The 22,919-nt window shown below is 73.2% G+C and carries 23 protein-coding genes and 1 tRNA gene; 9 read left to right on the plus strand and 15 right to left on the minus strand.

Going from position 1 to position 22,919, the window contains the following annotated elements:
* The first annotated feature begins 29 nt into the window (after positions 1-29).
* The 6 genes from ACFUJY_RS03195 (at position 30) to ACFUJY_RS03220 (ending at position 7,893) form a co-directional block, all read left to right on the plus strand.
* Entirely contained in the window at positions 30-950 is a 921-nt protein-coding gene (locus ACFUJY_RS03195; protein WP_383293630.1) for a DUF2797 domain-containing protein, read from the plus strand.
* A 13-nt stretch (positions 951-963) separates the two neighbouring features.
* Complete coding sequence (locus ACFUJY_RS03200) at positions 964-1,839, plus strand: amidohydrolase family protein (RefSeq protein WP_383293633.1); 876 nt, start codon at positions 964-966, stop codon at positions 1,837-1,839.
* 78 nt (positions 1,840-1,917) lie between these two features.
* Positions 1,918-2,658: a response regulator transcription factor gene (locus tag ACFUJY_RS03205; RefSeq protein WP_383293636.1), complete on the plus strand. Its 741-nt coding sequence runs from the start codon at positions 1,918-1,920 to the stop codon at positions 2,656-2,658.
* Positions 2,659-2,662: 4 nt separating this feature from the next.
* On the plus strand, positions 2,663-4,222 hold the full coding sequence (locus tag ACFUJY_RS03210; protein ID WP_383293902.1) for an ATP-binding protein: 1,560 nt from the start codon (positions 2,663-2,665) through the stop codon (positions 4,220-4,222).
* 156 nt (positions 4,223-4,378) lie between these two features.
* Entirely contained in the window at positions 4,379-5,761 is a 1,383-nt protein-coding gene (locus ACFUJY_RS03215; RefSeq protein WP_383293639.1) for a glycosyltransferase, read from the plus strand.
* Positions 5,758-7,893, plus strand: a complete 2,136-nt coding sequence (locus tag ACFUJY_RS03220) for an ArnT family glycosyltransferase (RefSeq protein ID WP_383293642.1) — start codon at positions 5,758-5,760, stop codon at positions 7,891-7,893. Before ACFUJY_RS03215 ends, ACFUJY_RS03220 begins: the two co-directional genes overlap by 4 nt.
* 12 nt (positions 7,894-7,905) lie before the next feature.
* Here ACFUJY_RS03220 and ACFUJY_RS03225 read toward each other — a convergent pair whose 3' ends face one another.
* Entirely contained in the window at positions 7,906-8,778 is an 873-nt protein-coding gene (locus ACFUJY_RS03225) for an endonuclease/exonuclease/phosphatase family protein (RefSeq protein ID WP_383293645.1), read from the minus strand.
* A gap of 220 nt (positions 8,779-8,998) precedes the next feature.
* Between ACFUJY_RS03225 and ACFUJY_RS03230 the strand changes: the two genes are divergently transcribed.
* Entirely contained in the window at positions 8,999-9,763 is a 765-nt protein-coding gene (locus ACFUJY_RS03230; protein WP_383293648.1) for a TetR/AcrR family transcriptional regulator, read from the plus strand.
* A gap of 22 nt (positions 9,764-9,785) precedes the next feature.
* Here ACFUJY_RS03230 and ACFUJY_RS03235 read toward each other — a convergent pair whose 3' ends face one another.
* The 5 genes from ACFUJY_RS03235 to ACFUJY_RS03255 all read right to left on the minus strand — a co-directional run bounded on the left by ACFUJY_RS03235 (position 9,786) and on the right by ACFUJY_RS03255 (position 15,273).
* Positions 9,786-10,700, minus strand: a complete 915-nt coding sequence (locus ACFUJY_RS03235; RefSeq protein ID WP_383293650.1) for an NAD(P)-dependent oxidoreductase — start codon at positions 10,698-10,700, stop codon at positions 9,786-9,788.
* Complete coding sequence (locus tag ACFUJY_RS03240; protein WP_383293653.1) at positions 10,697-11,161, minus strand: PPOX class F420-dependent oxidoreductase; 465 nt, start codon at positions 11,159-11,161, stop codon at positions 10,697-10,699. Before ACFUJY_RS03240 ends, ACFUJY_RS03235 begins: the two co-directional genes overlap by 4 nt.
* 26 nt (positions 11,162-11,187) lie before the next feature.
* Positions 11,188-12,006, minus strand: coding sequence for a YceI family protein (locus tag ACFUJY_RS03245; protein ID WP_383293656.1), 819 nt, complete (start codon positions 12,004-12,006; stop codon positions 11,188-11,190).
* Between the two features lie 214 nt (positions 12,007-12,220).
* Positions 12,221-14,728 (minus strand): MFS transporter, encoded by a 2,508-nt coding sequence (locus tag ACFUJY_RS03250; protein WP_383293658.1) that lies wholly within the window; start codon positions 14,726-14,728, stop codon positions 12,221-12,223.
* A 23-nt stretch (positions 14,729-14,751) separates the two neighbouring features.
* Positions 14,752-15,273, minus strand: coding sequence for a MarR family winged helix-turn-helix transcriptional regulator (locus ACFUJY_RS03255; protein WP_383293661.1), 522 nt, complete (start codon positions 15,271-15,273; stop codon positions 14,752-14,754).
* 248 nt (positions 15,274-15,521) lie between these two features.
* Here ACFUJY_RS03255 and ACFUJY_RS03260 point away from each other — a divergent pair, with 248 nt between their 5' ends.
* Positions 15,522-15,734, plus strand: coding sequence for a hypothetical protein (locus ACFUJY_RS03260; protein ID WP_383293664.1), 213 nt, complete (start codon positions 15,522-15,524; stop codon positions 15,732-15,734).
* Between the two features lie 169 nt (positions 15,735-15,903).
* Here the strand turns inward: ACFUJY_RS03260 and ACFUJY_RS03265 are convergent, their stop codons facing one another.
* From ACFUJY_RS03265 to ACFUJY_RS03285, 5 genes are all read right to left on the minus strand, one after another.
* Complete coding sequence (locus ACFUJY_RS03265) at positions 15,904-16,770, minus strand: RNA polymerase sigma factor SigF (RefSeq protein ID WP_383293667.1); 867 nt, start codon at positions 16,768-16,770, stop codon at positions 15,904-15,906.
* Between the two features lie 234 nt (positions 16,771-17,004).
* Entirely contained in the window at positions 17,005-17,892 is an 888-nt protein-coding gene (locus ACFUJY_RS03270; RefSeq protein WP_383293670.1) for an RNA polymerase sigma factor SigF, read from the minus strand.
* A gap of 251 nt (positions 17,893-18,143) precedes the next feature.
* A complete protein-coding gene (locus ACFUJY_RS03275; RefSeq protein WP_164400049.1) occupies positions 18,144-18,437 on the minus strand; it encodes a Dabb family protein in 294 nt (97 codons plus the stop codon).
* 9 nt (positions 18,438-18,446) lie between these two features.
* Positions 18,447-18,611 (minus strand): hypothetical protein, encoded by a 165-nt coding sequence (locus ACFUJY_RS03280; RefSeq protein WP_383293673.1) that lies wholly within the window; start codon positions 18,609-18,611, stop codon positions 18,447-18,449.
* Positions 18,612-18,939: 328 nt separating this feature from the next.
* Positions 18,940-20,100, minus strand: a complete 1,161-nt coding sequence (locus ACFUJY_RS03285) for a DUF371 domain-containing protein (protein ID WP_383293677.1) — start codon at positions 20,098-20,100, stop codon at positions 18,940-18,942.
* A 100-nt stretch (positions 20,101-20,200) separates the two neighbouring features.
* Here ACFUJY_RS03285 and ACFUJY_RS03290 point away from each other — a divergent pair, with 100 nt between their 5' ends.
* Complete coding sequence (locus tag ACFUJY_RS03290; RefSeq protein WP_383293679.1) at positions 20,201-20,695, plus strand: TrmH family RNA methyltransferase; 495 nt, start codon at positions 20,201-20,203, stop codon at positions 20,693-20,695.
* A gap of 10 nt (positions 20,696-20,705) precedes the next feature.
* On the opposite strand, the gene ACFUJY_RS03295 is transcribed toward ACFUJY_RS03290, so the two are convergent.
* The 4 genes from ACFUJY_RS03295 to ACFUJY_RS03310 all read right to left on the minus strand — a co-directional run bounded on the left by ACFUJY_RS03295 (position 20,706) and on the right by ACFUJY_RS03310 (position 22,768).
* Positions 20,706-21,368, minus strand: coding sequence for an rRNA methyltransferase (locus ACFUJY_RS03295; RefSeq protein ID WP_383293682.1), 663 nt, complete (start codon positions 21,366-21,368; stop codon positions 20,706-20,708).
* 175 nt (positions 21,369-21,543) lie between these two features.
* A tRNA-Ser gene (locus tag ACFUJY_RS03300) sits at positions 21,544-21,631 on the minus strand.
* Positions 21,632-21,708: 77 nt separating this feature from the next.
* Positions 21,709-22,212, minus strand: a complete 504-nt coding sequence (tadA, locus tag ACFUJY_RS03305) for a tRNA adenosine(34) deaminase TadA (protein WP_383293685.1) — start codon at positions 22,210-22,212, stop codon at positions 21,709-21,711.
* A gap of 10 nt (positions 22,213-22,222) precedes the next feature.
* Complete coding sequence (locus ACFUJY_RS03310; protein ID WP_383293687.1) at positions 22,223-22,768, minus strand: hypothetical protein; 546 nt, start codon at positions 22,766-22,768, stop codon at positions 22,223-22,225.
* Positions 22,769-22,919 lie beyond the last annotated feature (151 nt).

Here is a 22,919-nt window from a genome sequence, read left to right on the forward strand (position 1 = left end):
TTGTCAGTGCCCGCCCGTAGGGTGCGGACATGGACTGGCAGTGCACCGGCCTCCGTTGGCCCGAGGGCTCCGACGGCCCCGCGCTGGGCTGGCGCAAGGGGATGCGGACGCGGGCGAGCGTCCTGGCGTACGGCACGGGGTTCGGCTTCCGGGCGTCCGGCGAGCGGCGCTGTTCCGGGGCCCGGGGCAACGCGTGCCCGCTGGGTGCCGTGGTCCCGGCGGGCTCCACGGGCGGGCGCTGCCCGGAGTGCGGGCGGCTCGACCGGGCGCACTCGGTGGCCGCCGACACGATTCCGGACGACCGCCGCACGTACCGGGTGTACCTCGCGTGGTTCGGGCCCGGCATGGTGAAGGTGGGGATCACCGCCGAGGAGCGGGGCGCGGCGCGGCTGCGCGAGCAGGGCGCGGTGGTCTTCAGCTGGCTGGGCCGGGGGCCGCTGATGGCGGCGCGCCGGACCGAGGAGGTGCTGCGGGCGGCCCTCGGGGTCCCGGACCGCATCCCGTACGCCCGTAAGCGGGAGGTGCGGGCGGCCCTCCCGGACCCGGCGGAGCGGGCCGCCGAGGTCGCGGAGCTGTACGGCAGGGCGGCGGCCCTGGAGGGCGCCGGCCGGCCGGAGGCGCTGGAGCGGCTGCCGTTCGCGGCGGTGGACCACGCGCGGGTCTTCGGGCTGGGGGCGGGGTCCGGCGATGTGCCGGGCGCCGGGGGGCCGCCCCGGCCGGTGCCCGTCCGCGCGGTGGCCGGCCTGGTGGACGGCGGCGCGGTGGCGGGCAGGCTCGTCGCGGCGGCCGGACCCGATCTGCACCTGGACACGGGCCCGCAGGGCCTCGTCATCGTGGACACGCGGCTGATGACCGGCTGGACGCTGGCGGCGGCCGGGGCGGACGCGCCCGGGGCGAGCGTGCCGACCGTCGTGGTGGGGGGTGGGGCGGCGCAGGACGGGCTGTTCTGAGATGGTCGGCCGTATGGGTGACGATCACGACGACGTGGTGCGGTTCCGGCAGCGGCTCGGGCTGCCCGGGCTCATCGACGTGCACACGCATTTCATGCCGGAGCGGGTCCTGCGCAAGGTGTGGGCGTACTTCGACTCCGCGGGTCCGCTGACCGGGATGGAGTGGCCGATCGCCTACCGGCACGAGGAGGCGGAACGGCTCGCTCTGCTCCGTTCGTTCGGGGTGCTCCGCTTCACGTCGATGCTGTACCCGCACAAGCCGGGGATGGCGGTCTGGCTGAACGACTGGGCGGCCGGATTCGCCGCCCGGACGCCGGACTGCCTGCACACCGCGACCTTCTTCCCCGAACCGGACGCCGGGCGCTATGTACGGGAGGCCGTCGAGGCAGGGGCCCGGGTCTTCAAGGCGCACCTCCAGGTCGGGGCGTACGACCCGACCGACCCCCTGCTCGACCCGGTGTGGGGCCTGCTCGCGGAGGCGGGCGTCCCGGTCGTGACGCACTGCGGCTCGGGCCCGGCGCCCGGCAGGCACACCGGCCCCGGCCCCATCGGCCGCGTCCTCGCCCGGCACCCCCGGCTGCGGGTGATCGTGGCGCACCTGGGGATGCCGGAGTACGCGGAGTTCCTGACGCTCGCGGAGGCGTACCCCGAGGTCCGGCTCGACACGACGATGGCGTTCACCGATTTCATCGAGGACCTCAGCCCGTTCCCGCCGTCGGAGCACGGCCGCCTCGCCGCCCTCGGCGACCGGGTGCTGCTGGGCACGGACTTCCCCAACATCCCGTACCCGTACGCCCACCAGCTGCACGCCCTGGAACGCCTGGGGCTCGGCGACGACTGGCTCCGGGCGGTCTGCCACGACAACGCGAAGGCGCTGTTCGGCGTCTGAGGACCCCGCTGCGGCTTTCTCAGGGAATTCACAGAAACGGAAAAGAACTCTCTCAGAGCCGTCTCACAGGCTGGCGTCATGACGACGACGACCTCGCCCCAGGGGCGTACCGAACTGCTCAGGCCGGACCGCACCCCCGTGCGGGTGCTGGTCGTGGACGACGAGGCTTCGCTGACGGAGCTGCTGTCGATGGCGCTTCGTTACGAGGGCTGGGAGGTGCGCAGCGCGGGAAACGGCACGGCCGCCGTGCGCACGGCCCGCTCGTTCCGGCCCGACGTGGTGATCCTCGACGTGATGCTGCCCGACATGGACGGGCTCGCCGTCCTCGGCAGGCTGCGGCGGGAACTGTCCGACGTGCCGGTGCTGTTCCTCACCGCGCGGGACTCCGTGGAGGACCGGATCGCCGGGCTCACGGCGGGCGGCGACGACTACGTCACCAAGCCGTTCAGCCTGGAGGAGGTCGTGGCCCGGCTGCGCGGCCTGATCCGGCGGTCGGGTACGGCGGCGGCGCGCGGCGAGTCGCAGCTCGTCGTGGGCGACCTGATGTTGGACGAGGACAGCCACGAGGTGAGCCGGGGCGGGAGGAACATCCACCTGACGGCGACCGAGTTCGAGCTGCTGCGGTTCCTGATGCGCAACCCGCGCCGGGTGCTCAGCAAGGCGCAGATCCTGGACCGGGTCTGGAACTACGACTTCGGCGGCCAGGCCAACGTGGTCGAGCTGTACATCTCCTACCTGCGCAAGAAGATCGACGCGGGCCGCGCGCCCATGATCCACACGCGGCGCGGGGCGGGGTACCTGATCAAGCCCGGTGAGTAGCGGGGTGCGGCGGCCGTGGACTCTGCGCACCCGTCTCGTGGTCTCGGCGGTGACGCTGATCGCCGTCGTCGCCGCCGTGATCGGCTCGGTCACCGCGATCGCGTTCCACAGCTACCTGTACGGCAAACTCGACGACCAGCTGCGGGACATCGCGGTCCGGGCGCAGCGGGTGCCGGGTGTTCCCGCGCCCGGGGGCCCGAAAACGTCCCCGGAGCATGATCCGCTCGGTTTCATCGGCATGGGCGGCCAGCCGCTGGAGACCTTCGGCGCGCTGGTCGAGCGGGGGCAGATCACGGACTCGGCCGTCGTGAAGGACGGCGGGTTCGCCGCCGGTGAGAACACCGAACCGCTGACCGCCGCCCAGCGGGACGCCGTGACGGCGGCCGGTGTGACGGCGGACGACCGCGCGCACGACCTGGAGCTGCCCGGCCTGGGCGGTTACCGGGTGCGGGCGGTGCCGGCGGACGACGGCGCCACGGTGCTCGTCGGCATCCCCACCACCGAGGTGAGCCGTGCGCTGGGCACCCTGATCCTGGTGGAGGTCTGCGTGACCGGCGCGGGGCTCGTCGCGGCGGGGCTCGCGGGCGCGGCGATCGTCGGTGTGGCGCTCCGCCCCCTGCGCCGGGTGGTGGCGACGGCGACCCGCGTCTCCGAACTCCCCCTGCACAGCGGTGAGGTGGACCTCCTCGAACGCGTGCCGGACGCCGAGGCGGACCCGCGCACGGAGGTGGGCCAGGTCGGCGCTGCGCTGAACCGGATGCTGGGGCACGTGGGTTCGGCCCTGGACGCGCGGCAGCGCAGCGAGACGCGGGTGCGCCGGTTCGTCGCGGACGCCAGCCACGAACTGCGGACCCCGCTGGCTTCGATACGCGGATACGCCGAACTCACCCGGCGCGGCGGCGAGGACCCCGGCCCGGACACCCGGCACGCCCTCGGGCGCATCGAGGCGGAGTCCCAGCGGATGACGGGCATGGTCGAGGACCTGCTCCTGCTCGCCCGCCTGGACGCGGGCCGCCCGCTCTCGTACGAGAGCACCGATCTCTCGCCGCTCGTCGTGGACGCGGTGAGCGACGCCCGCGCGGCGGACCGCGCCGGGCCCGCCCGCCACTGGCGGCTGGACCTGCCGGACGCCCCCGCGACGGTCCGCGCCGACCCCGCCCGCGTCCACCAGGTCCTGGTCAACCTCCTGGCCAACGCCCGCACCCACACCCCGCCGGGCACCACGGTCACCGCCCGCGTCCTGGCCGGCCCAGCCGCCCCCTGGGTCACCGTGGAGATCCAGGACGACGGCCCCGGCATCCCCCCGGACCTGCTCCCCCACGTCTTCGAACGCTTCGCCCGGGGCGACGCCTCCCGCTCCCGTCACGCCGGCTCCACGGGCCTCGGCCTGGCGATCGTCCAGGCGGTGGTGACGGCCCACGGCGGCGCGGTGGAGGTGCGGTCGGTCCCGGGCGAGACGGTGTTCGCGGTGCGGCTGCCGGCGGAGCGGGCGGACGCGGAGGGGTCAGCGCCGCCGCCGTGTCCTCCACCGGCGTGCGCCCCGCGCCGACGGGCTCGTCCTTGAGCGGCCGCATCGCCCCGTAGACGTCGTCCGCGGTCACCCCCTGGGATCGCGGCGGCCGCGTCCGCAAGCGCCGCGGCAGCACCCGTCCGCGGGCTCACAGGCCCGCCACAGCCTCAGCACACGCCCGTGACAGCGCCGTTGGCGACGGTCGAAGGCATGCGAACAGAGACTCCTTGGAGCGCCCTGCCGGCCCGGGACCACCTCCTGGCCGGGGTGGGGGGCGCGGCGGGTGCGCCCGTGCTCGACGTGGTGGTACCCGTCTACAACGAGGAGGAGGACCTCGAACCGTGCGTGCTGCGGCTGCACGCGCACCTGCGCCGCACCTTCCCGTACGCGTTCCGGATCACCGTCGCCGACAACGCGAGCACCGACCGGACGCCCGAGGTGGCGGAGCGGCTGGCGCGGTCGCTGCCGGGGGTGCGGTCGGTGCGGCTGGAGGAGAAGGGGCGCGGGCGGGCACTGCGCACCGTATGGACGCACTCGGACGCGCCGGTGCTCGCGTACATGGACGTCGATCTGTCCACCGACCTCAACGCCCTGCTGCCGCTGGTCGCGCCGCTCATCTCCGGGCACTCCGACCTCGCCATCGGGACGCGGCTCACGCGGAGTTCGCGGGTGGTGCGGGGGACGAAGCGGGAGTTCATCTCGCGGGCGTACAACATCATCCTCCGCTCGTCGCTCGCCGCGCGGTTCAGTGACGCGCAGTGCGGGTTCAAGGCGATCCGGCGGGAGGTCGCGCAGCGGCTGCTGCCGATGGTGGAGGACACCGGCTGGTTCTTCGACACCGAGATGCTGGTGCTCGCCGAACGGGCCGGGCTGCGCATCCACGAGGTGCCCGTCGACTGGGTGGACGACCCCGACTCCACGGTCCACATCGTCCGGACCGCCACCGAGGACCTGAAGGGCGTGTGGCGGGTGGGCCGGGCGCTGGCCGTCGGCGCGCTGCCGCTGGACCGGCTGGCGCGGCCCTTCGGGGACGATCCGCGCGACCGGGCGATCGGCGGGGTGCCCGGCGGGCTCGCCCGGCAGCTCGTCGGGTTCTGCGTCGTGGGTGCCCTCTCCACGCTGTTCTACCTGGCGCTGTACTCCCTCTGCCGGCTCGGCACCGGGCCCCAGCTCGCCAACGGGGCCGCGCTGCTGGTCTCGGCCGTCGCGAACACCGCCGCGAACCGGAGGCTCACCTTCGGGGTGCGCGGCCGGGGCGGCGCGGTCCGTCACCAGGCGCAGGGCCTCGTGGTCTTCGCTATCGGGCTCGTCCTCACCAGCGGTTCGCTGGCGGCCCTGGGCGCGGCCTCCGGCTCGCCCTCGCACAGCACCGAACTCGCGGTGCTCGTCGCGGCGAACCTCGCGGCGACGGTGCTGCGGTTCCTGCTGTTCCGCGCCTGGGTCTTCCCGGACCGGGAGCGCGGAAACGCGGGGACGGCCCCCGGCCCGGCCGCGACCTTCCCGGCCGCCGACCCGGCAAACCCCGTGCGTGACGCCGCCGTTCCCGCGCCCGCCGCCACCGAAACCACCCCCGACCCGAGGAACGTCCGATGACCACGCTCGACCCCGCCCACGCCCGGGCAGCCCGGCCGGACACGTCCCCGGGGCACGCACGGGCCGGTGCCTCCCTGCCCCGCCGGATCTGGCGCGGCCGGGCCGAGGACGCGCCCTGGGTGCGTCCCGCCTTCCTGGCGCTGCTGCTCGTCATCACGCTGGCGTACCTCTGGAACCTCAGCGCCTCCGGCTACGCCAACTCCTTCTACTCCGCCGCCGTGCAGGCCGGCAGCCGCAGCTGGAAGGCGTTCTTCTTCGGCTCGCTCGACGCGGCCGGTGCCATCACCGTCGACAAGCCGCCGGCCGCCCTGTGGCCCATGGCCCTGTCGGTGCGGGTCTTCGGGCTCAGCTCCTGGGCGGTCCTCGCTCCGCAGGTGGTGATGGCCGCCGCGACGGCCGGGGTGCTGTACGCGACCGTGCGGCGCCGGTTCAGTGCCGCCGCCGGGCTCATCGCCATGGCGGTGTTCGCGCTGACGCCCGTCGCCGCGCTGATGTTCCGCTTCAACAACCCGGACGCGCTGCTCGCGCTGCTGATGACGGTCACCGTCCACTGCGTGCTCCGCGCGATGGAGAAGGGCCGTACGAAGTGGCTGGTGTGGGCGGGCGTCGCGGTGGGCATCGCGTTCCTGTCGAAGACCCTTCAGGCGTTCCTGATCCTGCCGCCGCTGGCCGTGCTGTACGCGGTGTGCGCGCCGGTCCCGGTACGGAAGAGGTTCGGGCAGCTGGGCCTCTCCGCGCTCGCCGTGGTCGGCGCGGGCGGCTGGTGGGTGGCGGCCGTCGAACTGTGGCCGGCCTCCTCACGCCCGTACATCGGCGGTTCGCAGAACAACTCGTTCCTTGAGCTGACCTTCGGTTACAACGGGCTCGGCCGGATCAACGGCGAGGAGACCGGCAGCGTCGGCGGCGGGGGCGGCCGGGGCGGCGGCGGTCAGTGGGGCGAGACCGGGATCGGCCGGATGTTCAACTCCGAGGTGGGGGGCCAGATCTCCTGGCTGCTGCCCGCCGCCCTGATCCTGCTCGTCGCCGGAATCTGGCTGACCCGGCGCACGAAGCGCACGGACACCGCGCGGGCCGCGTTCCTCGCGTGGGGTGGTGCGCTGCTGATGACGGCCGCCGTGTTCAGCTTCATGGCCGGGATCTTCCACCAGTACTACACGGTGGCCCTGGCGCCCTACCTGGCCGCGCTGATCGGCATGGGCGTCACGGTCCTGTGGGAGGAGCGGGCCCAGGGGTGGGCGGGCGCCGCGCTGGCGGGCACCGTCGCGGCCACGGCGTACTGGGCGTACGTCCTCCTCGGCCGCACCCCGGACTACCAGCCGTGGCTGCGGACGGCCGTCCTCGTCACCGGTCTCGTGGCGGCGCCGGGCCTGCTGCTCGCGGCCCGGCTCGGCCGCCGACTGGCCCTGCTCACCGTGGTGCTGGGCTTCGCCGCGTCGCTCGCCGGGCCGGCCGCGTACACCGTGAGCACCCTGAACACGGGCCACCAGGGCTCCATCGTGACGGCCGGCCCGTCCTCGGGCGGGATGGGCGGACCAGGAGGAGGCGGTGGCCGGGGCGGCGGGCCGGGCGGCGGCGGCACGCAGCCCCCGGGCCAGGACGGCACCGGCCGGCAGACCGGCGCCACGGGGCAGCCCCCCGCCGGCAACCCGCCCGGCCAAGGCCGGAACCAGGGCGGGAACCAGGGCCGGGCCCCCGCCCGGAACGGCCGGCCCGGCACCGCGTCGACCACGGGTGAGCGCGGCGGACCAGGCGGCATGGGCGGCCTCCTCGACGGCGCGTCCGTCGGCTCCGAGGCCGAGGCGCTCCTGGAGAAGAACGCCGACGCATACACCTGGGCCGCCGCGGCCATCGGCTCCCAGAACGCCGCGAGCTACCAACTCGCCACCGAGGAGCCCGTCATGGCGATCGGCGGCTTCAACGGAAGCGACCCGTCCCCGACGCTCGCCCAGTTCAAGGCGTACGTCGAGGACGGCCGCATCCACTACTTCATCTCGGGCGGTGGCATGGGCGGCGGCATGGGCGGCAGTGGCACCGCCGCACAGATCTCCTCCTGGGTGGAGGCGAACTTCACGGAGGTGACGGCGGGCAGCGCCACCTTCTACGACCTCACCCGGCCGAAGACGGACAGCTGACGGCCGGAGGACTCAGCGCCGCAGCAGCAGATCGGCGACGACCGGGCGGTGGTCCGAGGCGAGCGACTCCTCGGCCACCGCCGCGCCGCGCACCCGCACGGCGTCCTTCGAGACGGCCACGTAGTCGATCCGCTGCACCGGGTTCCGCGCCGGGTACGTCGGCCCGCCCGGCTCGGCGTCGGTCAGCTCCTTCCACAGCGGCGCCAGCTCCGGCGCGGTCGGCGGCGCGTTGAAGTCGCCGAGCAGGATCTGCCGGACCGGCCGCCGCTCGTCCGCCCGGTCCTCCGCCATGATCCGCCGGGTGTCCGCGACCTGGGCGACACGGACGGACGGGTCGCCCCGGTAGTCGAGGTGCGTCGCGTACACGTGGACGGGCAGCCCGCGCACCTTCAGCACCACCTCGCCGAAGCCGGGCGCGGGCGCCGGGACCGGGTCCGGGTCCTGCGTGGAGAGCCGGGTCAGATCGTGGTTCTCGGCGCTCACGATCCTGTACCGGGACAGCACGGCGACGCCGAACTCCCGCCGGGGGCCGCCCTCCGACACCGGGTCGAGGCTGTAGATCGGCGCGAAGGAGACATGCATCCCCAGCCGGGCGGCCAGCTCCGCCGCCAGGTCCCGCCCCTCGCTGCGGTCGCCCCAGCGGACGTCCACCTCCTGGAGCCCGATCACATCCGCGTCCAGGGCGCGCAGCGCGGCCACCTGCCGGTCGAGACCGAAGACGTTGTCCATGCCGGCCCCGGCATGGATGTTGTACGTGGCGACCCGCAGCGGGACCGACCGCCCGGGCGCCTGCCCGTGCCCCGCCGCCGTCGCGGGAGGTGCGAGCGCGGCTCCCAGCAACCCCGCGGCCACCAGGACTTCCACCGTACGACGACGCAGTGACATATCACTCCAGCTTCCGGGGCAGGTCGTATCCGACGCGGCGACCGGCACCGTACCCACGAGAGGACACCTGTACGCCCCGACCACCCCGATGCCCGGCCGGCCCGGTCGCGGCAGCGGCATAGCATCGGTCCGGGACCCGCCGGACCGTACGCCTCCGTTTCACGGGCAGGCGGTACGCGGCCGGTCCTTCCGTCCCGCCGGCGAGACGAGGGAGTGCGCCATGGTGTCCGCGGCCGACCGCGTGGAGAACCCTGTCCGGTCCAGCGTGTGGCTGAAGACCCGGCAGCCCGCGCGCTCCCGCCGGACGGACCAGCCGGCCGGGCTCGACCGGGAACGGATCACCGCCGCCTCGGTCCGGCTGCTGGACGCCGAGGGGCTGGCGAAGTTCTCCATGCGCCGGCTGGCCGCCGAGCTGAACGTGACGGCGATGTCCCTGTACTGGTACGTGGACACCAAGGACGACCTGCTGGAACTGGCCCTCGACGCGGTCTACGGCGAGATCGCGCCGCCGCCCGCCGACGCCCCCTGGCAGGACCGGCTGCGCGCGGTGGCCGCGGCGTACCGGGGGCTGCTGGTGCGGCACGTCTGGGTCTCGCCGCTCGCGGGCCGGTTCCTCAACCTCGGCCCGCACGCGCTGCGGGTGACCCGCACCGTGCGGGACGTGATCCGGGCGACCGGGCTGCCGCCGGAGAGCCGGGACGGCGCGCTGGCGGCGGTCTTCCAGTTCGTGTACGGATTCGGCACCGCCGAGGGCCGGTTCGCGCGGCGGAGCGCGGAGGCCGGGCTCACCCAGGACGAGTACGTCCGGCAGGCGAGGGCGGCGATCCAGGAGCAGCCCCGGCTCGACGGCCTCGTGGAGGACTCGCCGGGCCTGACGGCGGCGCGCGGCGGGGCCGGCGTGGAGGAGACCCGCGAGCGCGACTTCGCCTTCGCGCTGGACCTGCTGATCGCGGGGATCGACGCGATGCGGGAGCGCGCCCGGTAAGGGGCCCGGTTCCGGCGGGGGCTCAGTATCCGCGCGCGGTGTCCACGGTGAGCGCCGGGACCCGGCCCGCCGACAGCTCCCGCAGGCACGCCGCGAAGTCCGTGACGACGTCCTCGTCCGCCGTGATCCCCGCGGAGTGCGAGGTGACGACCGTACGCGGCAGCCGCCAGCACGGGTCACCGGGCGCCGCCGGCTCGTCCGCCAGCACATCGAGCACCGCCCGCCCCACCGCCCCGGAGCGCAGCGCCCCCTCCAGCGCCCCCAGGTCCACGGTCGCGCCCCGCCCCACGTTGAGGAACGTCGCCCCGCCCATCGCGGCGAACCGGTCCGTCCCGAAGTAGCCGGTGGTCGCCCCGGTCAGCGGGAGCGCGGCGACCACCCAGCGGGCGGCGACCGGTTCGTCCGCCGGGACCACCGCGTCGAAGCCGGGCGGCACCGGGCGCGGGGTGCGGGCGGCGGCCACGGTCCGGACGCCACAGGCCCGGAGCAGCGTGGCGACGGCGGAGCCGATGCGGCCGGCGCCGTGCACCACGGCGGTCTGTCCGGCGACGAGTTCGGAGTCGATGCGGCGCCACTCGGCGCGGGCGTGCTGGGCGGCGAACTCCGGCACGGACTGGCACTCCGCGAGCACCCAGCCCAGCACGTACTGCGCGATCCGCTCGCCCATCCGGCCCACGGTCCGGGTCAGCGGCACGCCGTCCGGCCAGGGCCCGGAGCGCAGCAGGGCGTCGGTGCCCGCGTTGACGCTGTGGAACCAGACCAGGTCCGCCCCGCGCACCGCGTCGGGCAGCGAGGCGCCCACGTACACGAAGGGGCCCTCACCGAGGGCGCGTTCGACGGGCCGCCCGGTGGCCCGGGAGAGTCCGCGCACGGCGGCCTCGCCGACCTCGGGCCCGGCGACGATCCGGGCCCGGTCGAGCAGGGCGGGGGAGATCACGGGGCGAGGTGGGCCGGGAAGCCGCCGGTGGCGACGGGGCCCCAGCGCTCGGGGGTGATCCGGATGATCGACTTCCCCTGCTTCACCATCGCCGCCCGGTACTCGTCCCAGTCGGGGTGCTCGCCGGAGATGTTCCGGAAGTACTCGACCAGCGGCTCGACCGAGTCCGGCGCGTCGATGACCTCGGCGGACCCGTCGATCTGGACCCAGGGCCCGTTCCAGTCGTCCGAGAGCACGATCACGCTGACCCGCGCGTCGCGCTTGGCGTTGCGGGTCTTGGCGCGCTCGGGGTACGTGGAGACCACGATCCGGCCCGCGTCGTCCACTCCGCAGGTGAGCGGGGAGCCCTGGGGGCGGCCGTCGGCCCGGGTGGTCAGCAGGATCGCCCGGTGCCGGGGCCGTACGAAGTCCAGCAGTGCGTCGAGTTCCACGGCGGTGTTGGTCGCGATGTCGGGTGCCATGGAACCGACCCTACGGCGGCGAGCCGTCAGACGGCGGGCAGGGAATCGCCCTGCACGGCCTGGATGTCGAGCTCGACGCGGAGTGTGGTGCCGATCGCCGCGATGCCCGCCTGGACCACCTGGTTGTAGTTCATGGCGAAGTCCTCGCGGCGCAGTTCGGCGGTCGCGCTGAACGCCGCGCGCACCCCGCCCCACGGGTCGGGGCCGGTGCCGAGGTAGCTCAGGTCGAGGTCGACGGGGCGCGTGACGCCGCGCATGGTCAGCTCGCCGTGCACGGTCCAGCGGTCGGGGCCGGCCGGGGTCAGCCCGCTGGAGCGGTAGGTGATCTCGGGGAACCGGTCGGTGTCCAGGAAGTCGGGGGAGCGCAGGTGCTTGTCCCGCATGCCGTTGCCGGTGTCGATGCTCGCCGCGTCGATGACCGCCTCGACCCGGGAGCTCTGGAGGTCCTCGGAGATCTCGACGCGCCCGCCGAACGCGGTGAACCGGCCGTGCACGCTGGAGATCCCCAGGTGCTGGGCGACCGCGCCCACCGAGGAGTGCGCCGGGTCCAGCGACCAGGTGCCCGGCGGCGGCAGCTCTACCCCGCCCTGGCGGCCCAGCACCACCGTGCCCGCCTCGACCGTGCCGCTGGCCGTGACGAGGGCGGTGGAGGCGGCGGGGGCGTACCCGACCGCCGTCACGATCACCGTGTACGCGCCCGCGGACAGCGGGGTGTCGGCCCGTACCGCCCCGGCCTCGTCGGCGGCGGCGCGCAGCACCTGCGTGCCGGTCATGTCGGTGACCGTCACGATCGCGTGCTGCACGGCCCAGCCGTCCCGCGTCCGTACCTGTGCGCGAAGTCCCATCCCGTTCTCTCTCCTTGCTCATGGCCCGTCCGTCCACCGGACCGGGGCCATTCAATGAGTCGGGCCCCGGGGCGGGGACGGCAGGCCGTCCCCTGCCTGCCGTCCCCGCCACCGGGGCCCATTTCCACCGGCCGGCACGGCGCCTCCGCTCGAAGGACGCCGTCCCCGCCAGGGGTCTCGTACGGGTCCGGGGCCTACCCCCGGACCGCGTGGGTCACTCGCCCGGGTGGACGAGCTCGATGTCGTGGCCGTCGACCCCGTGGCCGGCCACCGTCAGGGCGCCGGCCACCGGCGGGTAGCCGGTCGCGATGACCGTGTACTCGCCCGCGTCCAGGTCGGCGAAGGCGTACGCCCCGTCCTCCCCGGTGGTCGAGGTGGCGATCACGTTGCCGGCCGCGTCGACCAGCGTGACCCGGGCGTCGGGCAGCGGGCGGCGGCTCGCACCGGCCCGCACGACGCCCTGGACCAGCGCACCGGCCCGGAGCGCGGCGTCGACCCGGGTGACCCCCTGGCCGCCGATCTCGACGGGCAGGGCCAGCGGGCGGAAGCCGGCCGCGTTGACCGCGACGGTCACCGCGCCGGGGACCAGCTCGCCGAAGGTGAAGTCGCCCGTCTCGGCGGACTTCCCGGTGGCCAGCACATCGCCGCGCACATCGGTCACGATGACCATGGCGTCCGCGACCGGGGTGCCGCTCTCGGCGGCGCGCACGGTACCGGCCAGGCCGCTCGTACCCGAGAGGAGGATGTCGTACGCCAGCGGCTCGTCGCCGACGACCACGGTGGACGCCTGCGGCTGGAAGCCGTCGGCGGACGCGATCAGGACGTACGAACCGGCGCCCGGGGCGGCCAGCGCGTACCCACCGTCGGCCTGCGCCGCGGCGATGCCCAGCTGCCGGCCGCCGAGCGAGATCAGCGTGACGGCCGCCCGGGCCACGGGCGCGCCCTCGGCGCCCCGGACCACACCGCGGACGGGGGTGCCGCCCTTGGCGAAGTCCACGGGTGCCCCGGCCTCGGCCTCGGCGGCGGGGGCCGGCTCCGCGGTGTCGACGGCGGTGACCCCGGCGGCGCCCTCGGCGACCGCCTCGGTGACGGTGTCGGCGGGTGCCTCGGCGGACGCCTCGGCCTGCGCGGGGGCGTCGCCGCCGGCCCGCGTCTTGAGCGCGACCTCCTTGATGAACAGCGTGATCAGGAAGGCGAGCAGCGCGGCCGGGGCGGCGTACAGGAAGACGTCGCCGACGCCGTGCCCGTAGGCGGTCTCCATGACCGTGCGGAACGGGGCGGGCAGCTTGTCCAGGTCGGGGATGCCCCCGCCGCCGGTGCCGCCGTGGCCCAGGGCCGCGCCCTGCGGGCCGAGGTCCGCGAGGCCGTCCTTGACGTAGTGGGTGACGCGGTTCGCCATGACGGCGCCCAGCGCCGAGACGCCGATCGCACCACCGAGGGAACGGAAGAAGGTGACGACGGAGCTGGCCGAACCGAGGTCCTTCGGGTCCACCTGGTTCTGCGTGGCGAGCACCAGGTTCTGCATCATCATGCCGATGCCGAGCCCCATCACGAACATGTAGACCGCGATGTGCCAGTACGTCGTGTCGTAGCGGATCGTGCCGAGCAGGCCGAGACCGGCGGTGACCAGGAAGCCACCACTGACCAGCCATGCCTTCCAGCGGCCGGTCTTGGTGATGATCTGGCCCGAGACGGTCGAGGAGATGAACAGACCACCGATCATCGGGATCGTCATCACACCGGACATCGTCGGCGACTTGTCGCGCGCCAGCTGGAAGTACTGGCTGAAGAAGACGGTGCCGGCGAACATCGCGATACCGACGAACAGCGAGGCGAGCGAGGCGAGCGTGATGGTCCGGTTGCGGAAGAGCCGCAGCGGGATGATCGGCTCGCTGGCGCGGGACTCGGTGAAGACGAAGAGCAGCGCGAGGACCACGGAGCCCGCGAGCATCACGCCGGTCTGCCAGGACATCCAGTCGTACTTGTCGCCCGCGAACGTCACCCACAGGAGCAGCAGCGAGACGGCGGCGCTGATGAAGAAGGCGCCGGTCCAGTCGACCTTGACGTCCCGCTTGACGACGGGGAGCTTCAGGGTCTTCTGGAGCACGATGAGGGCGATGACCGCGAACGGCACACCCACGTAGAAGCACCAGCGCCAGCCCATCCAGCTGGTGTCGGTGATGACACCGCCGAGCAGCGGGCCGCCGACGGTGGCGACGGCGAAGACCGCGCCGATGTAGCCGCTGTAACGCCCGCGCTCGCGCGGGGCGATCATGGCGGCCATCACGATCTGGGCGAGGGCGGAGAGACCGCCGACGCCGATGCCCTGCACCACGCGGCAGGCGATCAGCATGCCCGAGCTGGTCGAGAGCCCGGCGACGACCGACGCCGCGACGTAGATGATCAGGGCTATCTGGACCAGCAGCTTCTTGCTGAAGAGGTCGGCCAGCTTGCCCCACAGGGGCGTGGTCGCCGTCATCGCCAGCAGCGAGGCGGTGACGACCCAGGTGTAGGCGCTCTGCCCGCCGCCCAGGTCGGAGATGATCTCCGGCAGGGCGTTGGAGACGACGGTCGACGACAGGATCGCGACGAACATGCCGAGCAGCAGCCCGGCCAGTGCCTCCATGATCTGCCGGTGTGACATCGGCGTGCCGTCGGAGGCGTCGTGGCCCCCGTGCTTGGCGTGGCCGCCCCGCACACCGGTTGGTGTGGTCGTAGCCATGTAAGTCCTTGTCTTTGCTTCTGTTACGCGGGTGTACGGGTGTACGAGCCGTCCTGGCTGTCGGCCCGGCGGGAGCGGCAGTCGCCGCTGTGCTTTCCGGAGGCGCACCCTCCGGTTCCGCGACAGGAGAAGCTGTCGCGCAGCCGGGCCAGCAACGTGTTGAGCTGTCCGACGTCGTCGTCGGACCAATCCTGAAGATGGCAGGCGAACATCTCGGTCGACCGGCGGTAGAGGTCCTCCAGCACCCCTTCCCCCGCGGGGGTCAGCCGCAGGATTCGGGAGCGCTTGTCCGCCGGGTCCGGGAACCGTTCGATCCAGCCCCGTTCCGCCACATGGGCGACGTGTCGGCTGGTCACCGACATGTCGACCGCGAGGAGCTCGGCCAGCCGGCTGATCCGCATCTCCCCGTGCCGGCTCAGCAGAGTCAGCACGGCGGCGGAACCGCCGGGGCATTCGGCGGGCAGGATGCGGGCGAGACCCCTCTTGACGGCCCCGATGGCACTCAGCTGCCGGGCCAGTTCTTCGTACTGACTCCGTGCGGCCACGGGACCCCCAGACAATCTCACCGTCATCTTGTTGCTTAGGGCAACCATAGAAGCCATTGGTTGCTACAGGCAAACGAAAAGGGGCTTGCGGGAGTAAAGGAACGCAAAAGGCTGCGCCGGGTCCTGGTCAAACCCGCAGCGTCTGCGGTAGAGGAGGGGGCGGTGTGTTACGCGCCACAGCGGTGGTGGATCGGCGCGCGGCGCCCGGGGGTTGGGCCGTTCGCCCGAGTTCGCTAGGGTCCTGCGACATGGCACACAATCCCCACGCACCGCAGGGCCCCGAGGGCTCCCACGACCCGGCCGGCAGCACCCAGATGTTCCGCGCCTTCGTCGACGAGGGTGAACCGCAGCGCCACCAGCCCGCCGCTGCCGCCTCCTCCGGCCCGAGGACCGGACTGATCGCCGGAATCGTCGCGGTGGTCATCGTGCTCGGCGCGGTCGCCTGGCTCGCGCTGGGCTGACGAACCCGTCACGCGTCCCGACCCCGCCCCGCATCCGTCTCCGCGCCGCCTTCTCGCCGATCCGCGAGGGGGCGGCGCTGTCGTCCGCGGCCCCGGACGCGCGGGAACGCGTACGGCTGCCGGGGGCGGGGCGCCCCGGCGGCCGTACGAGCAGGCCCGCGGGAGGCGCTCAGTCCGCGATGAGCCCTTCCCTGAGCTGGGCGAGCGTACGCGTCAGCAGGCGGGAGACGTGCATCTGCGAGATGCCGACCTCCTCGCCGATCTGCGACTGGGTCATGTTGGCGAAGAACCGCAGCATGATGATCTGCCGCTCGCGCGCCGGGAGCTTGGCCAGCAGCGGCTTGAGCGATTCGCGGTACTCGACGCCTTCCAGCGCCGTGTCCTCGTAACCCAGCCGGTCGGCCAGCGAGCCCTCGCCGCCGTCGTCCTCGGGGGCGGGCGAGTCGAGCGAGGAGGCGGTGTAGGCGTTGCCCACGGCCAGGCCGTCGACCACCTCCTCCTCGGAGACCCCCAGCGCCCGGGCCAGCTCCGGGACGGTCGGTGACCGGTCCAGCTTCTGCGCGAGTTCGTCGCTGGTCCGGGTGAGGGCGAGCCGCAGCTCCTGGAGCCGGCGCGGCACCCGCACCGACCACGAGGTGTCCCGGAAGAACCGCTTGATCTCGCCGACGACGGTCGGCATCGCGAACGTCGGGAACTCCACGCCGCGTTCGCAGTCGAAGCGGTCGATCGCCTTGATCAGGCCGATGGTGCCGACCTGGACGATGTCCTCCATGGGTTCGTTACGGCTCCGGAACCGCGCCGCCGCGTACCGCACGAGGGGCAGGTTGAGCTCGATGAGTGTGTCCCGCACATAGGCACGCTCCGGGCTGTCGGTCCCCCCGGGGCCCGGGGCGGGGCCCAGCGCGGCGAGCCGCAGGAACAGGGAGCGGGAGAGCGTGCGGGTGTCGATGGCTTCCGGCGAGCTGGTGAGCGCAACGGGTGCGGGCTCGCTCTTGTCGAGCGTGAGCACCTTCGAGCTGCCCTGTTCTTCGGACATGCCACCCCCTTGAGGTCGCGGACGGTCGCGGTGGCCACGACCATCGGAGGAACGCAGCCTCCACCTGAATACCGGAGGTGGGGCTGCGGCAAACTCACTTCCCGCAGAATGTCACATGTCGGCAACGCGCTGTAGTGACTTGTCGACAAGTCCAGGGGGAGTCTGCGCAGTTAACAAGGGGTGTGAGGCTTTTGGCCCCGGGGAAACGCCACGGGAACGGTCTACCCGTTTCGGTTACGCCTCGATCCTGTTTGCGGATCGCAGTCTGGCGAAACTCCGGGCCAGGAGCCGTGACACGTGCATCTGGGAGACCCCGAGCTCGGCGCTGATCTGGGACTGCGTCAGGTTGTTGTAGTACCGCAGCAGCAGGATGCGCTGCTCCCGTTCGGGCAGTTGTACGAGGAGGTGCCGGACCAGATCCCGGTGCTCGACGCCCGCGAGGGCCGGGTCCTCGTAGCCGAGCCGGTCGAGGAGGCCGGGGAGCCCGTCGCCCTCCTGGGCGGCCTCCAGCGAGGTCGCGTGGTACGAGCGCCCGGCCTCGATGCAGGCCAGCACCTCGTCCTCGGAGATCTTCAGCCGCTCCGCGATCTCCGCGGTGGTGGGCGAGCGGCCGTGCGCGGTCGTCAGGTCCTCGGTGGCACCGGTGACCTGCACCCAGAGCTCGTGCAGCCGGCGGGGGACGTGGACGGTGCGCACGTTGTCCCGGAAGTACCGCTTGATCTCGCCGACGACGGTGGGCATCGCGAACGTCGGGAACTGCACGCCGCGTTCGGGGTCGAAGCGGTCGATCGCGTTGATGAGCCCGATGGTGCCGACCTGGACGACGTCCTCCATCGGCTCGTTCCGGCTGCGGAACCGCGCGGCGGCGTACCGCACGAGCGGAAGGTTGGCCTCGATCAGCGCGGTGCGCACCCGGTCGTGCTCCGCGGTGCCCGGTTCCAGGTTCTTGAGCTGCCCGAACAGCACCTGGGTGAGCGCCCTGGTGTCGGCGGTCCGGGAGCGGGCGGGGGCGGCCGTCTCGTCGGGGGTCTCGTGGACCGTCGTCCGCACCTGGACCGGCGGCGGGGCGGGCGGCCGGGCGGGCGGGGCGGCCGGTGCCGCCTGGTGGGCCTGGGGAGGCACTTGAGGCGCTGTACTGGCCGGCACGATGACGCCACCCCTTCGCGGTCGACAACTACGGCTTGCGGTCAACTTCGGTCAATCCGTCCGTCAAAAGCGGTCATAGCATCACAAGACATGACCACTATGTGCAAGCACCCCATAGCGCCGTGTTGACCTCGCCCGGGTTTGAAACGTCCGCCGGGCGTCCATCGGGTCCTGGACAAAGAAAAGCCCCTCACCGTCGTGGTGAGGGGCTCGCAGGGCCGAAGGCGTCAGAACGGGTAGTCGGCGATCACCCAGGTGGCGAATGCACGCCACTGACCGGCGGCCGCCTGATGGTCGGGGTGTTCGAGGTAGCGCTTCAGCGCGGCCTCGTCCGCGACCGCGGAGTTGATGGCGAAGTCGTACGCGATCGGCCGGTCGGTGATGTTCCAGGCGCACTCCCAGAACTCCAGCTCCGGGACGGTCCCCTCCAGCGCCCGGAACGCCTCCGCACCCGCGACGACCCTCGGGTCGTCTCGCTCGACGCCGTCGTTCAGCTTGAACAGGACCAGATGGCGGATCACGCGGTTCCCCTAGTTGACGAGCTCGGACATGAAGTCGCCGACGCCCTGCGCGGCGTCCGCGATGCCCTCGAACCCTACTTGCACCAGGTCCGCGGCCCGGGCGGGGGAGTTGATGATCGTGTAGAGCACGAAGACGCCTATCACGTAGAGAGCTATCTTCCTCGCTTGAGCCATCAGCCCCTGACTCCCCTTCGATCCCCTGCGGTTTCGATCCCCTGTGCGGTCGGGCGAGTCTATCCACACACCTGCGCGGATCTGCCTGCTGTTTCCGTCACGTGCCGTCCCAGCCCTCAGGGACCAACGTCCCGCGCATCGGGGTCCTTGGTCCGCCCGCGCACGGGGTCCGGCGAGGCAGGATGGAAGGTGAGCCCCCCGGATTCCGGGGGGCCGGGAACGGGCCCCTGCCGGGGACCCATGCCGTGGCCTCCCCCGACCGCGGCGAGGAGCGGCAGGACCCGTGACCGGGGGAAGCGGCACATCCCCCCGATGCCGCTTCCCCCTCCTACTTCTTCTCGCCGCGTTCCTCGGTGTTCCGCGAGCCCTTGGCCCGGGAAGCCGGCGCATCGCCCAGCGCGTCGTACAGGTCCCGCCGGCTGATCCCGAACGGACGGAGCACCGTGCTGAGGGTGCGCGCGGTGACCCCCTGCTCCACCAGCAGCGGGACCAGGGGCCGCAGGTCGACGTTCCACGCGGCGCGCTGCGGGGGCGCGAGGACGAACACGCCCTCCTCCTCACCCTCGAAGGCCGCCCCCGCCTCGGAGAGCGGCAGCCACCTCACCCCGTGCCCGAGATCGGGATGCCCGTCCGGCACGGCGATCCGGCGGTCCTCCGCGGCCCCGGCCAGCACCTCCGCGAGCACGCCGAGGTCGGCGGCGGGCGCCCGGAACACCACGGGGGCCGGTGCCGTGCGCAGCAGCTCCGCGTGCGGCGGGGCGGCGAGCGCCCGGCGGTCGGCCCGGCCCAGGTGGACTGCCGGCGCGACCGGCAGGCCCGCCGCGAGCAGCGCCGCCACGGTCCCGGCCGCGTCGCCCGTCACCTCGAACCGGGCCCCCCGGGCGGCCGCGTCGGCGAGCCACGCCCCGGCCGCCGGCGAGACGCCCTCCAGCGGGCCGGAGACGGAGGCGGCGATCACCCCGCCGTCCGCGAGGGCCGCGCGCGCCTCGCTCGGGACCCGCGCCGCGTCCAGGTCCACCGAGGCGTCCGCCGTGCGCCACAGCAGCCCCGGGCGCCCTTCCGGTTCCGGCAGGCCGCGGGGGTGGACGAGGACCAGCGGCCGGCGGGGCCCGGTCTCGGTGAGCGTCAGGGTCACCTCGGCCGCCGGGTCTCCCAGTGCCGCCACGAAGTCCGGGTCGAGGTCGCTCGCCACCAGGGTGCTGCGGAAGGCGAAGGTGTCCGGTGAGGCGTGGTCGCTGCGCCGGAGCACCAGGCGGTCGGTCACCTCGTGGTGCGGGTTGACCACGGCGGTGCCGGTCGCGACGTGCGGCCCGGCCGCGAGGCGGACGGCGACGGGGCCGCGCAGGAGGCCCAGAGCCTCCTCGTCGAAGGCGGCGCCCACCCCGACGACGCAGGTCGCCCGGGGCGTGATCTCCCGCTCGCCGGTGAACTCCAAGGTCTTGGCGTGGGTCGCGCGGATGTGCCCGTGGCCCCTGGCGTGGATCTTCATTGCCTTCTCCAGGGCCTAGCGGGTGTCGTGTCCGGACCGGTCATGGTAGTCCGCGCGCAGGCGCGGAGCCGGTCGGCCGGGGCCCAGTAGACTTCCCGGCATGTTCGAACACCTCCGCCACAAGCCGGGCACTCCTTTGCTCCGCGATCGCGAGCTCGTCATCGCGTGCTCGGCGTTCCGCAGCCGCGTGAACCTTTCCAGCGTGGTGCGGACGGCGGGGTGCTGCGGAGTCGAGCGGATCATCGCCTGCGGCAATGTGAAACTCGACCCGAAGATCGCGCGCGACGGTGCCGAGCACGTCGAGATCGAAATGCGCCGGAGCCTTCCGCCGGTGCTGAAGAAGATGCGCGAGGACGGTTACACCATCATCGCGCTCGAACAGGCCACGAATTCCAAGAGCCTGCACGAGATCAGTTTCCCCCGTAAGTCGGTCATCGTCCTCGGGAACGAGCGGACCGGCCTCAAGGAGGACGAGCTCGCGTGCGTGGACGAGTGCGTGGAGATCCCGGTCTGGGGGTCCCCGCACAGCTACAACGTCGCCACGGCCGGCGCCATGGCCATGTACGAGTACTGCAGGCAGTTCCCGACGGGCTGACCCGCCGGGCTCACTCCTCGGGACCGGCCGTGACCGCTGTCAGGGTGGCGATGACCTCGGTGCTGTCGGAGTCCAGCCGGCGCGCCCACGACGAGGAGACGGCCGCGGCCTCCTCGGCCTTCGTGAGCTGGAAACCGGTGACCTTCCAGCCGGCGGCGAGCGCCTTCCCGGTGAGCACCTCTTCGACGTACGGAGGGGTCAGCTCCGGAAGTCCCTGGATGTCCCGTGGCACGGGCTCCCGCCAAATGCTGGTGCCGACCGTCGCGGTGAGCGGTGCGTGCGGCTTGGCGACGGTCCGCAGACCGCCCCAGATGTCCTCGTCGCCGCGCACGAGACCGTGGAGCAATTTCCCCCACGGCATGAGGACCAGCAATTCATCGGCGGCCCCCAGCAGCTCCTCCGGGGCATTCTCGATGGACGCGTTCACGAGCAGCAGATTGGGTACGCCGCCCTTGGCGGGCTTGCGGCGGCTGCGAATGCTCGTCTGCGTCATCCGCTGCCAGGCCGGGTCCACGCCCACGACCAGCCACTCCGGATTCTCCTTGGCGATGCGATAGGACGCCCGGGCGTCTCCGGTACCGACGTCGACGACGACCCGGGAACTCTCCTGGACCAGCCGCTCGAATTCGCCCTCGGCGGCCTTTTCGAGCTTCTTGCCCCGCACGATCTGCATAACGGCCAGTGCTTTCTTCTCTCGGCTGCCCGACCGGCGGTGGCCGGCCCCGGCGGGCGTCCCGCCGCCCCCGGCATGATCCCTCAGCGCGGCGCCCGGTGACCAACCGGCACCGGGCGCGGGCACACGCAGAACCGCCCCCGATCCGTTCACACGGTTCGGGGGCGGTTCTCGCTGGCGGTAGCGGAGGGATTTGAACCCTCGGTGAGTTTCCCCACACTCGCTTTCGAGGCGAGCTCCTTCGGCCGCTCGGACACGCTACCGAGAGAGAGCTTAGACCATGTTGGCCGTACGCCGAAATCCGTTACCGGCCGAGGCCGCGTGCCCCGGCCCCGGCAGGTCAGCGGCCCCGGAAGAAGGCCGTCAGCGGGGCCGCGCACTCGGCTTCCAGGACCCCGGCGACCACCTCGGGGCGGTGGTTGAGGCGGCGGTCGCGCACGACGTCCCAGAGCGAACCGGCGGCACCGGCCTTCTCGTCCCGGGCGCCGTAGACCACCCGGTCCACCCGGGCCTGCACCAGGGCGCCCGCGCACATCGTGCAGGGCTCCAGGGTGACCACCAGGGTGCAGCCGGACAGGCGCCACTCACCGAGCGCGGCCGCGGCCCGGCGCAGCGCCAGGACCTCGGCGTGCGCGGTCGGGTCCCCGGTCGCCTCGCGCTCGTTGTGCCCGGCGGCCAGCGGGGCCCCGTCCGGGCCGAGGACCACGGCGCCGACCGGCACGTCACCGGTCGCCGCCGCACGGTCGGCCTCGGCCAGGGCGCGGCGCATCACCGCCCGCCACGGGTCCCTGACGGGATCGGGCGGGTCCGGGGCCGGGGCGTGCGGACGGGATGCTCGGGTCACCCCGCGGACCCTAGCGGACGGTCTCCAGCACCTCGGCCGCCCCCAGCGCGTCCGCGATCTCCGCGAGCGCGTCCGTCCGCAGCATCAGGAGCTCGGCCTCGGGGAGCCCGAGGTCGGCCAGGACCCCGGAGTCGCCGATCGGGCCGGCCGGGACGACGCCCGCGGAGGGCCCGTCGTCATCGTCGTCGTCGGTGGTGGTCTCGGGCTCGCCGTCCTCCGTGCCGTCGAGGCCGACGAGCTCCTCCAGGGCGGCGATCGTGTCCTCGGCCCCTGGTTCGCGGCCGAGCAGTTCGTCGGTGAGCAGGATCTCCCCGTACGAGGAGCGGGCGGCGGCGGAGGCGTCCGAGACGTAGATCCGGGGGTCCTCCTCACCGTCCACCCGGACGACGCCGAACCAGGCGTCCTCCTGCTCGATGAATACGAGCACCGTGTCCTCGTCAACCGAGGCGTCACGGGCCAGATCCGTCAGGTCGGACAGGGTCTCCACATCGTCGAGCTCCGTGTCGCTCGCTTCCCACCCGTCTTCGGTGCGCGCGAGCAGTGCGGCGAAGTACACCGTGACTCTCCCACTGGTCTCGGGGCCAAGGGCCGGTCCGGGCGGGGAGCAGTCGGTGCTCCGGCTGCCCTGAGTCCCGCCCATTCGGCATCGTGACAGAAACCGGCGCTTCGCGAGAGCAGTTCGGCGGTTGAGTCGGCCATCAGTTCTC

Origin of the sequence: Streptomyces sp. NPDC057249 (genome assembly GCF_042669245.1) — a bacterium.
In the GTDB taxonomy this organism is placed as follows: domain Bacteria; phylum Actinomycetota; class Actinomycetes; order Streptomycetales; family Streptomycetaceae; genus Streptomyces.